Source organism: Aestuariivivens marinum (genome assembly GCF_022662175.1).
GTDB classification, from domain to species: Bacteria; Bacteroidota; Bacteroidia; order Flavobacteriales; family Flavobacteriaceae; genus Aestuariivivens; species Aestuariivivens marinum.
The window spans coordinates 20,359-39,682 of record NZ_JAKMCR010000007.1 but is presented as its reverse complement, the minus strand read 5'-3'; the positions used below and the strand labels follow the sequence as shown (position 1 = coordinate 39,682).

Annotated in this window: 14 protein-coding genes and 1 tRNA gene; 8 read left to right on the top strand and 7 right to left on the bottom strand. The window is 34.1% G+C overall.

Annotation, left to right across the window (positions count from 1 at the left end; translation table 11 throughout):
- Window positions 1-39: 39 nt before the first annotated feature.
- A complete protein-coding gene (locus tag MR053_RS13110) occupies window positions 40-1,881 on the bottom strand; it encodes an SLC13 family permease (protein WP_242132867.1) in 1,842 nt (613 codons plus the stop codon).
- Window positions 1,882-2,177: 296 nt separating this feature from the next.
- Here MR053_RS13110 and bshB1 point away from each other — a divergent pair, with 296 nt between their 5' ends.
- Window positions 2,178-2,900: a bacillithiol biosynthesis deacetylase BshB1 gene (gene bshB1, locus MR053_RS13105; protein ID WP_242132866.1), complete on the top strand. Its 723-nt coding sequence runs from the start codon at window positions 2,178-2,180 to the stop codon at window positions 2,898-2,900.
- 81 nt (window positions 2,901-2,981) lie between these two features.
- Window positions 2,982-3,057: transfer RNA gene (locus MR053_RS13100), tRNA-His, on the top strand.
- A 160-nt stretch (window positions 3,058-3,217) separates the two neighbouring features.
- Here the strand turns inward: MR053_RS13100 and MR053_RS13095 are convergent.
- The 4 genes from MR053_RS13095 to MR053_RS13080 all read right to left on the bottom strand — a co-directional run bounded on the left by MR053_RS13095 (window position 3,218) and on the right by MR053_RS13080 (window position 6,645).
- Window positions 3,218-4,231: a M28 family metallopeptidase gene (locus MR053_RS13095; protein WP_242132865.1), complete on the bottom strand. Its 1,014-nt coding sequence runs from the start codon at window positions 4,229-4,231 to the stop codon at window positions 3,218-3,220.
- A 98-nt stretch (window positions 4,232-4,329) separates the two neighbouring features.
- Entirely contained in the window at window positions 4,330-5,385 is a 1,056-nt protein-coding gene (locus tag MR053_RS13090) for a M28 family peptidase (RefSeq protein WP_242132864.1), read from the bottom strand.
- Between the two features lie 128 nt (window positions 5,386-5,513).
- Window positions 5,514-5,873, bottom strand: coding sequence for an FUSC family protein (locus MR053_RS13085; RefSeq protein ID WP_242132863.1), 360 nt, complete (start codon window positions 5,871-5,873; stop codon window positions 5,514-5,516).
- 10 nt (window positions 5,874-5,883) lie between these two features.
- The gene (locus tag MR053_RS13080; protein WP_242132862.1) at window positions 5,884-6,645 is read right to left on the bottom strand and encodes a DUF3108 domain-containing protein; all 762 of its coding nucleotides are present in this window, start codon (window positions 6,643-6,645) and stop codon (window positions 5,884-5,886) included.
- Between the two features lie 178 nt (window positions 6,646-6,823).
- Here MR053_RS13080 and MR053_RS13075 point away from each other — a divergent pair, with 178 nt between their 5' ends.
- A complete protein-coding gene (locus MR053_RS13075) occupies window positions 6,824-7,681 on the top strand; it encodes a universal stress protein (RefSeq protein ID WP_242132861.1) in 858 nt (285 codons plus the stop codon).
- Between the two features lie 126 nt (window positions 7,682-7,807).
- Window positions 7,808-11,185 (top strand): tetratricopeptide repeat protein, encoded by a 3,378-nt coding sequence (locus MR053_RS13070; RefSeq protein ID WP_242132860.1) that lies wholly within the window; start codon window positions 7,808-7,810, stop codon window positions 11,183-11,185.
- 10 nt (window positions 11,186-11,195) lie between these two features.
- Here the strand turns inward: MR053_RS13070 and MR053_RS13065 are convergent, their stop codons facing one another.
- Window positions 11,196-11,981 carry a hypothetical protein gene (locus MR053_RS13065; protein ID WP_242132859.1) on the bottom strand — a complete coding sequence of 262 codons (786 nt, stop codon included), beginning with the start codon at window positions 11,979-11,981 and terminating at the stop codon, window positions 11,196-11,198.
- Window positions 11,982-12,203: 222 nt separating this feature from the next.
- Here MR053_RS13065 and MR053_RS13060 point away from each other — a divergent pair, with 222 nt between their 5' ends.
- Window positions 12,204-13,154 carry a calcium/sodium antiporter gene (locus tag MR053_RS13060; protein WP_242132858.1) on the top strand — a complete coding sequence of 317 codons (951 nt, stop codon included), beginning with the start codon at window positions 12,204-12,206 and terminating at the stop codon, window positions 13,152-13,154.
- 74 nt (window positions 13,155-13,228) lie between these two features.
- Here the strand turns inward: MR053_RS13060 and MR053_RS13055 are convergent, their stop codons facing one another.
- The gene (locus MR053_RS13055; protein WP_242132857.1) at window positions 13,229-14,239 is read right to left on the bottom strand and encodes a glutamine synthetase beta-grasp domain-containing protein; all 1,011 of its coding nucleotides are present in this window, start codon (window positions 14,237-14,239) and stop codon (window positions 13,229-13,231) included.
- Between the two features lie 263 nt (window positions 14,240-14,502).
- Between MR053_RS13055 and MR053_RS13050 the strand changes: the two genes are divergently transcribed.
- The 3 genes from MR053_RS13050 (at window position 14,503) to MR053_RS13040 (ending at window position 19,137) form a co-directional block, all read left to right on the top strand.
- Window positions 14,503-16,689: a glutamine synthetase III family protein gene (locus MR053_RS13050; protein WP_242132856.1), complete on the top strand. Its 2,187-nt coding sequence runs from the start codon at window positions 14,503-14,505 to the stop codon at window positions 16,687-16,689.
- Window positions 16,690-16,919: 230 nt separating this feature from the next.
- On the top strand, window positions 16,920-18,098 hold the full coding sequence (locus MR053_RS13045; protein ID WP_242132855.1) for an AIR synthase related protein: 1,179 nt from the start codon (window positions 16,920-16,922) through the stop codon (window positions 18,096-18,098).
- 79 nt (window positions 18,099-18,177) lie between these two features.
- On the top strand, window positions 18,178-19,137 hold the full coding sequence (locus MR053_RS13040; RefSeq protein ID WP_242132854.1) for a DUF3078 domain-containing protein: 960 nt from the start codon (window positions 18,178-18,180) through the stop codon (window positions 19,135-19,137).
- Window positions 19,138-19,324 lie beyond the last annotated feature (187 nt).

The window sequence follows — 19,324 nt, the reverse complement described above, 5'->3', positions numbered from 1 at the left end:
TTTGTGTTTATTTTAAGGTTCTTATTAATAATTTTTTATTTAGAAAGGCCAAATTAATGGCACTAGTATTAGTGTTATCATTAAGAAAATGAACAATAAAGGCGCTCCTACTTTTAAATAATCCATAAACTTATATCCTCCAGCAGTCATGACCATTGCGTTTGTTGTGGTGCCTATTGGAGTGAGGAATGCCGTTGAAGCACTTATAGCAACGGCAATCATAAATGGCTCTGGTGATAAATTTAGGGAACTTGCTGCTAATATGGCTATGGGAGCCATAAGCACAGCTGTTGCTGAATTATTAATAACCTGACTAAAAGTTGTGGTTAACATAAAAACACCACCCAGTAATACTATTGGGTGAATGGCTCCTAAATAGTTTACCAAGCCATTGGCTATTACTTGGGCAGTTCCCGTTTTTTGTAAAGCAATACCCATAGGTATCATAGCAGCAATCATAACTACACTGGTCCAACTGATGCCTTTGTAGGCTTTAGTAATAGGTACACAGCCAGTTAACAAAATAACACCCGCAGATATTAAAGCAGCAATAGCACCTGGTACAATGTTAAATACCATAAATACAATCATCAATAAAAGAGCACTAATTGCTATATAGGATTTAAGATTTAGTTTGTCAACATTTTTGGCCATACCCTCGGGACTTCCTATAATTACTAGATTTTCGTGTTGTTTTTTTAGGTTTTCAATATCTTCCCAGGTACCTCGTAATAAAAAAGCATCTCCTGCTTTAACAGTTATTTCTTTGTCTTCCAAAGGTTTGTTATTCCTTGAAGCGGCCAATAGTTGGATGCCATATCGATTAAAATAATCACCTAATTTGTAGTGTCTTCCAACTAAGATTGAGTTTGGATTAACAATTACCTCGGTCATACCTACCTCTTGGTTTATGAGGTTATTTTTAAGTTCATCTGTAATAGGTTCTAAAGGTAAAAGTCCTAGCCTGAATTTTATCATTAATGTATTAATGGCTTCTGTATCTCCTTTTACGGTTATAATGTCATGATACATAAGTTCTGTATCGTTACTAGGGAATTCTTCATAACTATGGATGCCCTTTAGAATATTGGGATGTCTTCTTTTTAATCGGATTATAGAAACATTATAGTTTTTTTCAATGTGCCAGTCTTCTAACTTGGTATTAATGAGTGGCGACAGACTTCTTATACGCAGCCTATAATAGTCGTTGTCTATTTTATAAGCTTCAATCCATTTGTGCAGTGTAGTTTCAATATTAATAGGCTTGTTGTTGGTTTTGTTTTTAGGCAATAATTTGTAGCCTATATATCTAAAGTATAATATTGCGATAATTAACAGCGGTAAACCAATTAAACCAAATTCAAAAAACGAAAACCCTTTAAAACCTGCATCTACTAAAGCATTACTGGCAATAATGTTAGGAGGTGTTCCCGTTAAGGTCAATAATCCACCTGTATTGGACCCAAAAGCAACAGGCATTAACATTTTTGAGGGTAATGTGCCAATACTCCAAGCAGAAGATATAGTTAAGGGCATTAATGTGGCGACGGTTCCTGTGTTGCTTACAAAGCCAGATAGGATACCGGCACCCAAAGTAACAATTACCAATAGTTTTGGTACACTTTTTCCCGCCCAATCCACAAACTTTTTACCTGCCATGGCAGTCCAACCCGTTTGCGCAATACCTTCGCCTATAATAAATAATGCAGCAATCATAATAACTGTGGGATTGCTGAATCCACTCAGGGTTTCTGTTGCATCTAATATGCCTGTGAGGTACAAACTTATCATAGATATGAGAGCTACAATATCTGGTGTTAATTTGCCCCAAACAAAAAGCCCTATGGTAATAGCTAATATGGTAAGCATTAAATAAATCATATCTAAAAGTAGTTTGTTTTATTCGATAAAATTACTTTCCAACACCCTTAATTATTATGACGAATGTCATTCTTTTGTTTAAGGCCACATTTTTCAAGGATTGTTAGGTGTTTGGGGTTTTTTGTGTTGAATAAAAATACGAAAACGTAATAGTAATATCGCTTTTTTTAAGATTTCTGAATATATTTAGGAAATATAAAGTGGAACGAATTAAAATCTGTAAAGACATAATAAAATTTTGATAAAAATTCTTCTTAAATTGGCATCAAGTGTCCTTAAATATAACAAAATTATATATGAAAGTTGATATACTTGCTATAGGTGCACATCCAGATGATGTAGAACTGGGTTGCAGTGCTACTATAGCTAAAGAAATTGCTCATGGCAAGAAGGTGGGCATCATAGATTTAACCCGTGGTGAATTAGGAACGCGAGGAACTGTTAAGACTAGGGAAGAAGAATCTGAACATGCATCGCAGGTACTCGGGGTATCTTTTCGTATTAACATGGAATTTGCCGATGGCTTTTTCGTTAACGATAAGGACCACCAAATTGCATTAATTAAAATGATACGCAAATACAGGCCAGAAATCGTGTTGTGTAATGCTGTAGATGATCGACATATAGATCATGGTAAAGCCAGTAAATTAGTTAGTGATGCTTGTTTTTTAAGTGGTCTTTTAAAGATTGATACCAAAGATGAAGTTGATGATGTTTGGCAAGACCCCTGGCGTCCTAAACAGGTATATCACTACATTCAATGGAAAAACCTAGTGCCTGATTTTGTTGTAGATGTTACAGGGTTCATGGATAAAAAGATGGAAGCGGTTTTAGCGTATAAAACACAATTTTATAATGAAAATAGTATTGAACCTGAAACACCAATTTCGAGCAAAAATTTTACCGATAGTGTGAAATACAGGGCCAGGGATATGGGGCGTTTAATTGGAGTTGAATATGCCGAAGGGTTTAATGTAGAGCGCTATGTAGCCGTAGACAGCTTATTTAATTTAAAATAGCTTTTAAAATTTTGAAAAAAGGTTTTGTAGACAAACCGAAATAAATTACATTTGCACTCGCATTTATAATGCGATTTACATGGTGGTTGTAGCTCAGTTGGTTAGAGCGCCTGATTGTGGTTCAGGAGGTCGTCGGTTCGAGACCGATCTTCCACCCTTAACAAAGTCTCTTGGTATTATCAAGGGACTTTTTTTGTAGACTATTTTGAGCTTAATCGTAGTAAACAAATGGAGTTGAAATTAAACTTAGCTCTCATCCAATAGATAAGATTTTTTCAAACAAAAAGCTTATTGTATGTTTTCTTTAGAAGTAACTCTTAATCCAATTTCACACGATTTGTTCTATTAGCCAATTCCCAAGCGGTATGGAAAATTAAACGGGCACGGGTTTCTAAAAATTCATAATTTATTTTATCGGGCGTATCACTGGGTTTATGATAATCAGCATGTGTACCGTTGAAATAAAAAATAACGGGAATGTTGTTTTTGGCAAAATTATAGTGATCTGAACGATAATAGAAACGATTTGGGTCGTTATCATCATTATAGGTGTAATCAAACTCTAAATTGAAGAAAGTTTTGTTTACCAATTCGGATAGATCATGGAGTTCTTTACTTAACTTGTCCGAACCAATTAAATAAAGGTAATTACCTTTGTCTTCATGCTTGGGGTCAACACGTCCAATCATATCAATATTTAAATTGGCAACGGTGTTTTCCAAAGGGAAAACAGGGTCTATATCGGCATAATAACGTGAACCATATAAGCCAATCTCTTCTCCGGTTACATGTAAAAATAATATTGAGCGCTTGGGTGAATAACCAGATTTAACGGCTGTTTGAAAAGCTTCAGCAATTTCTAAAATAGCCACTGTGCCCGAACCATCATCATCAGCACCATTGTTTATCTCACCACTTTTAGATATGCCTATGTGGTCTAAATGAGCCGATATGATGATGACTTCATCTGGTTTTTCAGATCCCTTGATGTAAGCCAACACGTTTTCTGAATCTTTTACTTGGTTATTAAAGTAAGACGACGGTATTTCTTGAAAATAGTCGTCTATTGCTATTGGTGATAAAATGCCATTCTCAACATAGTGGTCCTTAATAAAGTTTACTGCTTTTTTTTGTCCAGGTTCTCCAGTATTTCTACCCTCAAAATCATCAGATGCGTAGATGTAAAGCATCTCTTTTAATTCGTAACTAGTTATGGTCTTTGCAAATTTGGTAACCATTTCTTTACTTGAGTTGGACCATTTTTTTCCTTGCGAAGAGCTACAAGAAACCGTTAAAAAAGTGTAGCATATAAATAAGACTATGTTTTTCATTCTTTTTTATTAAATCAAGACAAATAATTTTAACTCCAATTGGACGATAATGTGTGCTATAATACAAAAATATAAGCTAATATATGTTAGACTTTTATCTATTTTAACAACTCATGTTTTTCATCAGTTGTCAATCTGTGGGGTTGGTTTGCCAATTGCCATGCAGTGGCAAATATGAGTTGGGCACGTTTTTTTAATAGATTATAATCTATTTTATCGGGTGTATCTGTGTGTTTGTGGTAATCATCGTGTTCACCATTAAAATAAAAAATTACAGGAACACCATGCTTAGCAAAATTATAATGATCGGATCTTGTATAGTAATTGTTTCTGTCTTTTTCGCTATTATATCTGTAATCTAAATTAATATTGAAGTAGGCATCGTTTACTTTTTCGGAAGTGTAATGCAGTTCTTTACTTAGCCTATCGGCACCAATTAAATAAATATAGTTGCTATTATCTTTGTGAAGGTCATCTACACGACCAATCATGTCAATATTAAGATTTGCAATGGCATTTTCAAGAGGAAACACCGGATTGCTTGTGTAGTATTCAGAACCTTGTTTACCTATCTCTTCTGCGGTAAGATGAAGAAATAGGATACTTCTTTTGGGACCATTGCCTTCTTGTTTTGCTTTAAGGAAAGCATCTGCAATTTCCATAATGGCAACAGTACCCGAACCATCGTCATCTGCTCCATAATTAATATTTCCTCTTTCATCAACACCAAGATGATCTAAATGAGCCGAAATAATAATTTGTTCACTAGGTTTTTCATTACCTTCAATATAAGCCAAGACATTTTCGGAAGCATTAATGCCTTCTTTTAAAAAATAGGATCCAGGAATGGATTGATAGTAGTTGTTGTTACCAAATGGCGCAGGAATCCCTTTGTTTATATAATAATCCTTTAAGAATCTTGCAGCTAATTTTTGTCCTTTAGTTCCTACTTCACGGCCTTCAAACTTATTGGAGGCAAAAGTATAAAGGTGGGTTTTTAACTCTTTTGAAGTGATAGTGTTAGCATATTTTATAACTTTCATGCTGTCTACCAATGTAATGCTGTTTTGAAGATTTTTGATTTTTATGCTATATTTTTCGGTTGCACAAGTACCCAAAAGGGAAAAAAGAGAAAGGATAAAAAGTGTCTTCATGTGTGCATATTTGATAGGTTTTATCCCAAGTAATATATAATTAAAATTTTCTCTGGGCAAAAAAAATGCAATATGCTAATTTCATATTTTTTTGATATAACAAATATATGCAATAAAGAGGGAATCACTTATTGTGCTATGTCAATATCTTCAAATTCTTCGACATCTATGTCAATGTTTTCCAATTCTTCAATGGCTTCTTCTTTCAATTGTGTTTCTTTAGTGTCCAAAGTTTTGGTGTCAGCCACTTCTGTAGTTGTGAAAACTGCTTTGAAAATGGTTAGGGAAAGTGCAACAATTGTAAGTAAAAAAATAAATTGAATAATTTTTTTTACGTCACCTGTTTTTTTTGATAAATAGAATGCCACTAAACCAAATATTAAAGCTGCAAGGGCAGGGATTATGGCTAAGTTAGAAATTGGCAATACTGCAAATATGGTGGCAAGAATTGACGAGACAAGAGCTAAAACAATGAAGGTTTTTTTCATATGACTACGTTTAATTTATTAAACCTGAAACTGATTTTATTTTAAGTTCGCCATTCCCCACAGGTATTTTAAACTTGCCGTATACAATTATTTTGTTTACATCTGCAGTTAACCAAAGCAAATTACTATTGTTACCTTGTAATATGGCTTCGTTGGATCCAATGGCCAATTTATAACATTCTTTTTTTCCTATAGCAGTGTTAATAGTTTCCTTGCCTAAATAAGTGACCTGTGCCTTGGTTTCTTTACGGTCGAAAATAATAGTTAAAGATTGGCGATCTCCTTTACTCATGTTTTCAAAATTAAATGACCTAATGCTATAGAGTGTAGAGACTATATCTTTTGTACTATTACCAATGGAAATGGTTTTGTTTTCTATGTTATTGTTTCTTTTGGTCTGTATCGATTTTACTGTTTTTGTCTTATGACTGAAAGTGTATTTCATGGCCTTATAATAACTTCCTTCATTAATATCCCTATTATATAAATATGGTGTGAGTGTTTTTGGATTTACATAGCTTTCATAGAGATCCCTTATTCTAAAAAAATTATCCCATTTACTGTAAGTTGCAGCGGTACATTTTAGCCTTAATAATGTGGCTTTTGAGGTTTTTACCGGACTGGTTTCCATGGTTACCTGTGCGATATCTGTTAAAATGCCTGACATGTTATAGGAGGCTGTATAAACAAGCTTTTCGTTAGTGCCAATGGCTGTATTTTGAGCATTTACGGTCAATGAAAATAAGGCAAGAAGAATAAAGGTAAAACGCATTCTGTGGACTTGTTTTTTTGTTAATATTTTATAATATCACATTTATTGTGCCGAAAATACAATGCTTTAAAATTCTAAACTAATTTTTAATCATTTAAATAAATAGGTAAACAGACTGATAATTGTCATGTTTTTAAAAGTTTAGCATTACTATATTTATGAAAAATACTTCGGTACAATGAAATCTATACTTTTGCCAACTGATTTTTCGAAAAACTCATTGAACGCCATACACTTTGCTATGCGATTTTTTAAAGATCAAGCATGTGATTTTTATTTTATGAATGTACAGAAGGCTTCTTCTTTTATTTCTGATGATATGATGGTTGTTGCCTCTTCAGCCACAATTTATAATACTATTGTTGGGGCAGCAAAAAAATCTATAAGCAATATTATTTTAGATGTTAAAAAGACCTACGCCAATGATAAACATAAATTTCACTCCATAGTAGATTATGATAATTTTACCGATGCCATCAATCAAGTAAGTGTAAATCGCAATATAGATTTGGTATTAATGGGTACTAAAGGAGCTTCTGGTTTAGAGAAAGTGATTTTTGGAAGTAACACAATTCATGTTATACAACGTTGTTTAGCTCCTGTATTGGTTATTCCAGATGGTTATAGATTTTCAGGTTTGTCAAAAATTGTTTTTGCAACTACCAATTTGGAACCATTTGCAATTGAAGATATGGCTTTATTAAAGGAGTGGGTGGAATTATATGATGCTGAATTGGATATTCTACACATAGCAGATCAAAATCATTTGGCCTATGTTGCTTTTGATAATCACAGTTTTTTCAACACATATTTTAAACGGCCCAAACATGATTATATTGATACTACTAAAAAAGATATGTTCAATGAAATTTATACATATATCCATACCAACAAAATAAAAATGTTAGCCATAAAAAATAAAAAACATTCTTTTTTAAAGCGATTGTTTAATAATGATGGTTTGGAAACTTTGGCTTTTAAAATAGATATACCCTTTTTTGTGTTGCCTTGCTCTGGGAAAGAACAATATTACTAATACACTGTAATTAATTATCTTTTGATCTATCTTTTTGGGTTCCTTTTTTACTTTGGTGCTTTATAATTTAAGTATTTACACTTAACTTTATACATTTATCATAACCAAACGATTTTGTTTTGTACAATGAAATATAGTCTTTGTATACTTACTTGTATTTACTTTTTTAATAGTTCCTTTAGCCAAACATCAAAATTAGATAGCCTAAAAGCCATATTTGAAAATTCAAAAACTATTGATTCTTTACGTTACGAAGCGGGATTAGATGCTTTTATGCTATATTTTAGACAAGATTTAGATTCTGCAAAAGTTTTTGGAGCTAAAATTCTTGAGTTTTCAAAGGAAAAATCCAATAAAAAATGGGAGGCCACGGTGCAAAGGTTTATTGGCAACACTTATGCTGTACAAGGTGATTTCCAAGAGGCCTTAAACTATTTTGTAAAGAGCCATGAGTTGCATACACAACTGCTGGACAGAAAAGCTATGGCAACCACACTAAATAATATTGGAACGGTTTATTACGAGCTTGGAAATTTTACGAAGGCATTGGATTATTTGTTAGAGGGCTTAAAGATTTCAGAAGATATTGAGGATAAAGAAAATTTAGCCCGATTAACGAATAATTTGGGTAATGTCTTCACGCGTCAAAAAAATCATGAAAAAGCATTGGAATACCTTACATATAGCTTAGATCTAAAAAAAGAAATAGGTAATAAGCGTACCTTGGTTCATGCTTATAATAATGTTGCATTAGTATATACCAATTTAGATCAATTTGATTTGGCATTAAATAATTTAAAAAAGTCGGCCGAACTAGCAGAAGAAGTAGGTGATAAAAGAGGATTGACTCGAGCTTATAATAATATTGGAGAGCTTTATAATAGGCAGGGCAAATATGATGAAGCTTTAACATATTTAAATAAAGGAATAGAGATTAAAAAGCAAATTAATGATAATGAAGGTCTTATATCTGCATATTTGTATAGGGGTGGTGGTGTATATCTTAATACTAATAAATACAGCTTGGCCAAACTAGATTGCGAAAAAAGTTTGGAACTTGCCGAACGAATGGGTGTACTTATTGCAATTAAGGAATCCTGTGAATGCTTAAGTAAAGTGTGGGAAAACCTTGGTGATTATAATAGATCTTTGCAATATTATAAACAATCCATACAAGCAAAAGATTCATTGTTTAATAGCGAAAAAACTCAAGAGATTACACGTCAAGAAATGCAATACCAATTTGAAAAACAACAGTTGGCAGATAGTATTGCGTTTAACAAAGAAAAAGCAGAACAGGAATTACGTTATACACAAGACATAAGCAAACAGAGAAACAAAGTAAACCTTGTTATTTTTACCGCTATTGGGCTGTTAGTTGTTGGAGGTATTTATTGGCGTTCAAGACAAAAAAGTATAAAATTAAAACAAGAGCGTGAGGTAATTAGTAAGTTAAAGCAAGTAGATAAGCTTAAAGATCAGTTTTTAGCAAATACATCACACGAATTAAGAACGCCATTAAACGGAATTATAGGATTATCGGAATCTTTAAAAGATGGTGTTGCCGGGAAGATGTCCAGAAAGGCTATTGAGAATCTTGACATGATTGTAAACAGTGGAAAACGATTATCCAATTTGGTTAATGATATTCTCGATTTCTCCAAATTAAAAAACAAGGACTTGTCGCTTGCTATTCAGCCTGTCGATATTTTTTCTGTTGTCGATTTAGTGTTAAAAGTTTCTGCTACTTTGGCTAAAGGGAAGGATTTAAAGCTTATTAATGCAGTATCTAAAGATGTTTCTTTAGTAGAAGCAGATGAAAACAGACTTCAACAAATATTGTATAATTTGGTTGGCAATGCCATTAAATTTACACAAGAAGGGACAGTAGAGATTCAAGCAAAAGAAAAAGTAGGTTTTTTAGAAGTGTCCGTTAAAGATACCGGTATAGGTATTCCTAGAGATAAATTTGATTTTATTTTTAAATCTTTTGAACAGGTCAATGGTTCTACAGATAGAGTTTATGGAGGAACAGGATTAGGGCTTGCTGTTACTAAGCAATTGGTTGAACTGCACGGAGGCAAAATAAATGTTGAATCAAAGGTTGGCGAAGGCTCTACATTCACTTTTACCTTGCCTTTAAGCAATGCAAGTAGAACTGAATTGTCAATTCAGAATCTAGATGATAATGTTCAGAATATTGCAGAAGACAAGATAGGTGTTATGAATGAAGACGTTGTCGAGACAGATTTTAAGACTTCAAATTTAACAATATTGATTATTGATGATGAACCAATTAATCGTCGTGTTTTAGAAAACCATTTAACGGTTGCGGGCTATAACGTTGTTGAGGTTGGTAGTGGCAGGGACGCCTTGGAGCTTTTGGCCAAAGGAAATAGTTTTGATTTAATACTATTGGATATCATGATGCCCAATATGTCTGGTTATGATGTTTGTGAAACAATTAGAAAAACCTATTCAAGCAGTGAATTACCTATTGTCTTGCTTACCGCTAAAAATAGAGTTAGCGATTTGGTTGCTGGTTTTAATGTTGGAGCAAACGATTATTTAACCAAACCATTTTCTAAAGACGAATTGTTAAGTAGAATAAAAACCCATCTTAATTTATATGGTATCCATAAGGCAACAAGTAGATTTGTGCCAACAGAGTTTTTGAAATCCGTAGGAAGGGAAGCGATAACCGAAGTGGTTTTAGGGGACCATATCCAAAAAAAGGTTACCGTATTGTTTACCGATGTACGGGATTATACCAGTTTATCAGAATCAATGACACCACAGCAAAACTTTAAATTCGTAAATGCCTATGTGGGTCGTATGGGACCATTAATTCAGCGTAACAAAGGATTTGTTAATCAGTATTTAGGAGACGGTATAATGGCACTCTTTCCAGAAAATGCAACACATGCGTTGGAGGCATCGATTGCTATGCAAAAAACGATTTTAGAATATAATGTAAGGCGTGTTAAGGAAGGTTTTAAACCTATTTCGGTAGGCATGGGAATGCATACAGGGGCATTGGTTATGGGTATAATAGGAGATGTGTATAGAAACGATACTGCCATTATTGCCGACACGGTTAATACGGCATCCCGCATGGAAGGCACCACTAAATATTATGGGGCCAATATTGTATTAAGTGAAAGTAGTATGGCATCTATTGAAAAAAAGGATGATTTTAACTTTAGGTATTTAGGAAAGATAAAGGTAAAAGGAAAAAATGAAGCTATTGGGGTTTATGAGTGTTTTAACGGAGATGAAGATATTATTGTTGAGCTAAAAATAAAAACCTTAAAGGATTTTGAAAAAGGGCTAAAATATTTTTTCAATAAAGAATTTCCTAAAGCCTCAGCTGCTTTTGATAAGGTGCTGGGTAAAAACCCAAAAGATATGGTTGCCAAATATTTTGTCACCAAATCTGCAGAGTATACCATTTCGGGAACTCCAGAAGATTGGGATATGGTTAATGCATTAGATAATAAGTAATAAAATTAGATTAATTTTTTGTTACTACTACTATAGCACCGTCTTTAGCTTTATCACCATAAATGCTTATGGCTATTTTAGGGCCCAGAGTTTCTACATCGGCAAGTTTATCTAACTCAGCCAATTTGTTGAGGGTTTCAAAATCACTTTCCTTGCCATCAATTATAATGAGTTTGTCTAGATTCGGGTTATCAATGAATTTGTATTTTGCAGATTGCTTGGAAAGGTCTTGACCTAATCCTTGTCGCATTTGTTCAATTAATTTTTGTATATCTGTATATTCATTTAAAAATAGACTATCGTTGCTGTTTCCAAAAAAATCCTGAAAATTGAAGGATCTTAAATTTTGACCAAAAATAGAATCACTGGGAAATCCCATAACAATATTTGGAAAGTTATAAGCAGACATGGTATTGTTAGGTTTGTCACCTTGGCTAATAAAAAGTACCCCGTCTTTAATGCCAAACGTTAATTTAGAAATGGGTTGGCTACCTGAAAATTCGCTAATGGTTTGTGAGCCGTTACCATCTTTCAGGGTGATTTTAATTCCTATTAGTTCGGCATTTATGTTTCTGGTTATTTTTGAAAAAGTAACTTTAATATAATGCTCTTTCAGCATGGCTTCAATATCCTCTAGATCATTGTCACTGGTTTTGTTGTCGATAGTAATAATAACGTCATTGGTTTGGAAGGATTCATGACTTATGATATTGGCATGGGTATTTAAAGGTGTTTGACATATTAAAAGGATAAATAAAAACCTAAGTCCAATTTTAAAAACAGATGGGGTTTTCATGATGCTCAATGATTTATTTTATTTATATCAAATTTAAAGTGTAATTAAATAGTGTTATAAACTTTAACCAAATTTTATAATTGAATGTTAAAAATTGTGAAATATCGTAATAGTTATCAGCATGTTTTTTTTGGCTAAGACTATTCATTGCATAATAACAAAAACTTTAGGCTTCTATCTTCTAGCTTATAACTTTCAATTATCTTCGCAAAAAATAAATGAATGAGTTTACTTTGGGTTGTTTTGGGTTTTGTGATGTTAGTAATTGGAGGGGAGTATTTGGTGCGTTCTTCGGTAGCACTGTCTTTTAAGTTCAATATTTCCAAGATGGTTATTGGTATGACAGTGGTGTCATTTGCTACTTCGGCACCAGAGCTATTGGTTAGTTTGCAAGCTGCATTAAAAGGGTCGCCAGCAATTGCCATTAACAATGTAATAGGTTCTAATATCGCAAATATTGGTTTGGTGCTAGGCATTACGGCTATGGTAGGCACTATTGTGGTCGATAAATCATTTTATAAAGTTAATTGGCCAGCTATGATGGTTTTTTCCTTGGGAGTTTATTATTTCTTAGGCAATGATAACATGCTTACGGCTTTAGAAGGAGCCGTCTTGTTTTTAGGGCTTATTTTATTTTTAGTGTACTTGATAAAAGGAGTGAAAAACGATAAGGAAGTAGAGGACATTGATGTTACTCTAGCGATAGTTTCTAACTTTAAGATTCTTATTTGGCTACTTATTGGAGCAACGGCTTTGTATTATGGAAGTGAATGGCTGGTATATGGAGCAAGGGAAATAGCATTATCTATAGGTGTGAGTGAAGCTGTTATTGGGGTGTCTTTAATAGCTGTGGGTACCAGTGTTCCAGAATTGGCCGCTTCGGTTATTGCAGCTGCAAAAAAGGAAAAGGCCATTTCTTTAGGGAACTTAATTGGTTCAAACATATTTAATATAGGTTCTGTATTGGGCTTAACTGCTCTAGTAAAGCCCATACCGGTCACAGAGTCTAAAATTTTATCAAATGATATAGTTTGGATGCTGGCTTTTGCAGTTGTATTACTACCGATGGTATTTATAAAGAAACGGTTTGAAATTACTAGGGTAAAAGGGTTTCTTTTGGTATTGGCTTATAGTATTTTTATTTTATTAGTATTTGCTTCGGGTAAGATTTAAAGAAATAAGAGCAAAAGAAAAGCGTTTGTACAATTAATACAAACGCTTTTTTTATGAACAAACTTAAAGTATTATTATACTTCAGCAGATTTAACAGTTTCTATAATTCTACCTGCAATTTTATAAGGGTCGCCATTAGATGCTGGTCTTCTGTCTTCTAACCAACCTTTCCAACCTCTTTCAACAGTAATAATTGGTATCCTAATTGAAGCACCACGGTCTGATATACCATATGAAAAATCAGAAACATGGGCTGTTTCATGTAAACCAGTTAAACGCTCATCGTTATAGGCTCCATAAACAGCTATATGATCATCTGCTACAGGCCTAAAAGCTTCACATATTTTTTCATAGACTTCTTTAGAACCACAGGTTCTTAACGTAGTATTGGAGAAGTTGGCATGCATACCAGAACCATTCCAATCACCTTTAACAGGTTTTGGATGGTATTCAATATAATAGTTGTATTTTTCAGTTAATCTGTCTAATAAATAGCGGGCAACCCATATTTGATCACCAGCTTTTTTAGCTCCTTTTGCAAATATTTGAAATTCCCATTGACCAGGAGCTACCTCTTGGTTTATACCTTCAAAGTTTATTCCAGCTTCAATACACAAATCGGCATGTTCTTCAACTAAATCCCTACCCCACGTGTAACGTCCACCAACAGAGCAGTAGTATTTTCCTTGAGGACCAGGAAATCCACCACGCGGAAACCCTAAAGGTAAATCTGTTTTAGTATCCATTAAGAAATATTCTTGCTCAAAACCAAACCAAAAATCATCATCATCATCATCAATTTTTGCCCTTGCATTGGAAGCATGGGGTGTGCCATCAGAATTTAAAACTTCAGACATAACTAAGTATCCATTTTTTCTTGTTGGATCTGGATAAATAGCAACAGGTTTTAATAAACAATCTGAAGAACCACCTTCAGCTTGTTCTGTTGAACTTCCATCAAAAGACCAGATCGGACAATCTTCTAGCTTTCCACTAAAATCGTTCTCAATCTTGGTTTTACTTCTCATGTTTTGAGTTGGTTCATGACCGTCAAGCCATATATACTCTAATTTTGATTTTGCCATAATGAATAGTTTATAAATACAGTACTAAATAATAATTGAGCAAATATAGTATTTTATAAGATGTATGTTGTTTTATAGGGGGCAATTTAATTAACAGAGGTATTATTTTTGTCTACCCCCTATTTTTTCGGGGAGTATTTTGAAAAATAATAATTTTTGCCTCGTTATACTGAAAAATTGTTAACAATATTTTTTGCGATTGGATCTGAAATTGAAGCACTATATTTATTTTTGTAATTCTTAACAAATCAAACATTTAAAATATGTCAACCTTAAGATTTCATGCCGTAAAAGAATCCTTGACGCACAGTCCAAAAGAGGTGTGGGAAAATGATAGGCGTTCCAATTTATTTGGTAAAAACGTATTTAACGAACAGGCCATGCGACAGCATCTTACCAAAGATGCGTTTGATGGGGTAATGAACGCTATTTGGCATGGGAAAAAAATTGATAGGACCATAGCCGATCAAGTCGCTTCATCTATGAAAGACTGGGCCCTGTCTAAAGGAGTGACACACTATACGCATTGGTTTCAGCCCTTAACTGGAGCTACAGCCGAAAAACATGATGCATTTTTTGAAACCACAAGCTCTGGTGCATCCATTGAAAAGTTTGGTGGCTCACAACTCGTGCAACAAGAGCCGGATGCGTCAAGTTTTCCTAGTGGAGGTATACGGAATACATTTGAAGCTCGAGGGTATACCGCTTGGGATCCTACATCACCAGCATTTATTTATGGAACTACGCTTTGTATCCCTACCATATTTGTGGCTTATACAGGCGAAGCATTAGATTATAAGACACCTTTGCTAAGGGCATTACAGGCGGTTGACGCTGCGGCTACCGATGTTTGCAAGTATTTTGATAAAAACGTTCGGAAAGTATCATCGTCACTGGGTTGGGAGCAGGAATATTTTTTGGTGGATAAAGCATTGGCTTTAAGTAGACCGGATATTACACTGACTGGCAGAACACTTTTAGGACATTCCTCTGCAAAAGGACAGCAGTTAGATGATCATTATTTTGGATCTATTCCAACTAGGGCATTAAGTTTTATGCGGGAACTGGAAACAGAATGTATGCTTTTGGGGATACCTGTTAAAACCAGGCATAATGAAGTTGCTCCGAATCAGTTTGAGTTGGCACCCATTTTCGAAGAGGCTAATTTAGCGGTAGATCATAACTCACTTTTAATGGACATCATGGGAAGGGTGGCCTCTAAGCATAATTTTAAAGTACTTATGCATGAAAAACCATTTGCGGGTATAAATGGTTCTGGAAAACATAACAACTGGTCACTATCTACGGATACAGGAGTCAATTTGTTGGCACCTGGAAAAACACCAATGAGTAACCTCCAATTTTTGACCTTTTTTGTAAATACTATAAAGGCAGTTAATGAGCACGAAGCTCTATTAAGAGCTGCGATAGCTTCAGCAAGTAATGACCATAGGTTGGGGGCTAATGAAGCGCCTCCTGCTATCATGTCGGTATTTATTGGAGAGCAATTAACTAAGGTCTTGGAGGAATTGGAAGGTGTAACCAAAGGAAAATTATCTCCAGAAGAAAAAACAGAACTTAAATTGAATGTCGTTGGTAAAATACCTGATGTACTATTAGATAATACAGACAGAAACAGGACTTCTCCTTTTGCGTTTACTGGTAATAAATTTGAATTTAGGGCTGTAGGATCCACAGCCAACTGTGGCAACCCTATGACGGTTTTAAACACCATTGTAGCAAAGCAGCTAAAGGATTTTAAAGCAGAAGTGGATAAGCTTATCGATAATAAAGGTCTGAAAAAGGATGAAGCCGTTTTTAATGTGCTGCGTGAGTATATTAAATCTTCTAAACGCATACTGTTTGAAGGTAATGGTTATGACCAGTCTTGGGAAAAAGAAGCTCAGAAGAGAGGGTTGAGCAATAATAAAACAACACCTGAAGCCTTAAAGTCCAAAATAACAAAAGAAACCATAGCCTTGTTTGAGGAAATGAACGTTATGAGTGCTATAGAAACTAAGGCGCGTTATGAAATTGAGGTCGAAGCTTATATAATGCATATTCAAATTGAAAGTAGGGTGCTTGGTGATATTGCCAGAAACCATGTAGTGCCTACTGCGGTTAAATATCAAAATGTATTGATCGAGAATGTTAAGGGTCTTAAAGAGATTTTTGATAAAAAATTCACTGAGGTTTCCAAGGAACAATTAAACTTAATTGAAGAAATTTCAGGACATATAGAAGGAATAAATGCCAATGTCACCAAAATGATAGAGGAGCGTAAAAAGGCAAATGCTATGCAAGATATAGAGGATAAGGCACATAGTTATTGTTTTAATGTTAGATCTTTATTTGATCAGATACGCTACCATTGCGATAAATTGGAATTGTTGGTTGACGACGAACTCTGGCCATTAACCAAATACAGGGAATTGTTGTTTACAAGATAATAGTTGCAATAAAAATCTCGCTTTAAAGGCGGGATTTTTTAATTCAAAAAAAGAATTTCTATTATGGAAACTAGATTTTGTGCCAAATAAATTACAAAATCTAGTTTTACTTTAATATTCATAATTCGACATTGTTTATTAGCCGCTTGGTGAGTCTGTATGTTTTTCATTTGGTTTTTTGAAATTCCAAATAAAAAAATTCATGTACTTTTGCACCTCAAACCAAAACAATGAGTCAAGAAGTTTCCAAACGTTATTCCCAAAGAGGGGTTTCGGCATCAAAAGAAGATGTACATAATGCTATTAAAAATATTGATAAAGGCCTGTTTCCAAAAGCATTTTGTAAAATTGTTCCAGACTATTTAACCAATGATGACGATTATTGTTTAATCATGCATGCTGATGGGGCAGGAACCAAGTCTTCCTTGGCTTATTTGTATTGGAAGGAGACAGGGGACATTTCAGTTTGGAAAGGTATTGCGCAAGATGCATTAATAATGAATATTGATGATTTGTTGTGTGTAGGGGCTACAGATAATATCATGTTGTCATCAACCATTGGGCGCAATAAAAACTTAATTTCGGGCGAAGTTATTTCAGCAATTATAAATGGTACTGAGGAACTTATTACTGAATTAAAAGAATTTGGTGTAACCATCCACTCCACTGGAGGGGAAACGGCCGACGTAGGCGATTTGGTGCGCACGATTATAGTTGATTCCACAGTAACTGCAAGAATGAAACGTAGTGATGTTATAGATAATGCCAATATACAAGTAGGCGATGTTATTATAGGTTTAGAAAGTTTTGGACAGGCATCTTACGAGAAAATGTATAACGGGGGTATGGGCAGTAATGGTTTGACCTCGGCAAGACATGATGTGTTCCATAAGTATTTGGCAGAAAAATATCCAGAAAGTTTTGATGCTTCGGTTCCTGAAGGATTAGTTTATTCTGGTGGTATTAAATTAACAGATGCCGTTGAGGATTCTCCAATTGATGCAGGAAGGTTGGTTTTGTCGCCTACAAGAACCTACGCACCAATCATAAAATCGATTTTATCAAATTATAATAGTGAAACCATACATGGTATGGTGCATTGTTCAGGGGGTGCACAGACTAAAATTCTTCATTTTGTTGATGAGCACCATATAATAAAGGATAATTTGTTTCCAGTTCCACCATTGTTTAGGTTAATTCAGGAGCAAAGCAAGACCGATTGGAAAGAAATGTATCAAGTGTTTAATTGCGGGCACAGAATGGAACTGTATGTTAGCCCAAGTATAGCCGATGAAATTATAGCTATATCAAAGTCCTTTAATGTAGATGCTAAAATTATTGGTCGGGTCGAGGCTTCAAAAACTAAAAAACTTACAATAAAAAGTGAGTTTGGTGAGTTTAATTACTAGAAATTTATCATGCTGGTTTATAATGGAATAGTTTTTGATAAAATTCTAAACGTTTTAAAAAATCTCTAACCAGTCTTTTATGAAAAACATTCTTTTTGTAGTTGTTTGTTTGGTATTTCAATATTTAAGTGCCCAACCAGATTCTTTGTTTATTAAAACGATTACGCCAAAAGAGGAACGTCCAGAATGGTTACAAAAAAGCAAATTCTCTATCGATTTAAGTGAGGTCGCCTTTGTGAATTGGAATGCTGGAGGTAGTAACTCGGTTTCTGCTTTGGTGGGTTTTTATACTGAAGCTAACTATAGGGATAAATATTATTTTTGGAATAACAACCTAACCTCTCGTTATGGTTTAAATAGCCAACAAGGACAACAAATAAGAAAGACAGATGATTTATTTGAGATCAATTCTAATTTGGGTTATAAACCCGATATCATTTCAAATTGGTTTTACTCCTTAAGGCTAAATTTTAGGACACAGTTTTCAAATGGATATAAATATCCTAATACTGATGTTCCAATTTCTAGGTTTATGGCGCCTGGATATATGTTTTTTGGTGGTGGTATGGAATATGGAAAAAATATAGATGCTTTGTCATTTTATTTTTCACCTTTGACACTAAAGGCCACTTTTGTATTGGATGAAGATTTAGCTAATGCAGGTGCTTTTGGGGTGAAGCCTGCTGTTTATGATGAATTTGGGGTATTAATAAGAAAAGGAGAGCGGTTTAGGCGAGAAGCAGGTATTTTAATTACCAATAGCTATCAAATGCAGGTTGTAGAAAATATAGGTTTAAAGCACCAGGTTAATCTTTATACCGATTACATCAATAATTTTGGAAACGTAGACGTTGATTGGCGCATCGATTTCGACTTTAAAGTGAATAGTTTTGTAAGGGCCACATTGGGTTCCCACATTAGGTATGATGATGATACTAAAACACGTGAATCTACTGAGGTTGAGGGGGAATTTGATGAGGCTGGAGCCAAACTTCAATGGAAGCAGTTTCTTGGTGTTGGATTTGCTGTGGACTTCTAAAATTCAATGGACATTTTCTTTAAAAAATTTGTTAACTTTTCATTGTTAATAAATTTTTAAAAAATTGATAATCAAATACTTAAATTTGTATTCCTGTAAACTTTATGACATTTGTCATGTTTTGGGTTTAAAAAATTTTGTTTATTCATATCTTTATTGAATAACGCTAGCAAACCTAAAACCAGAC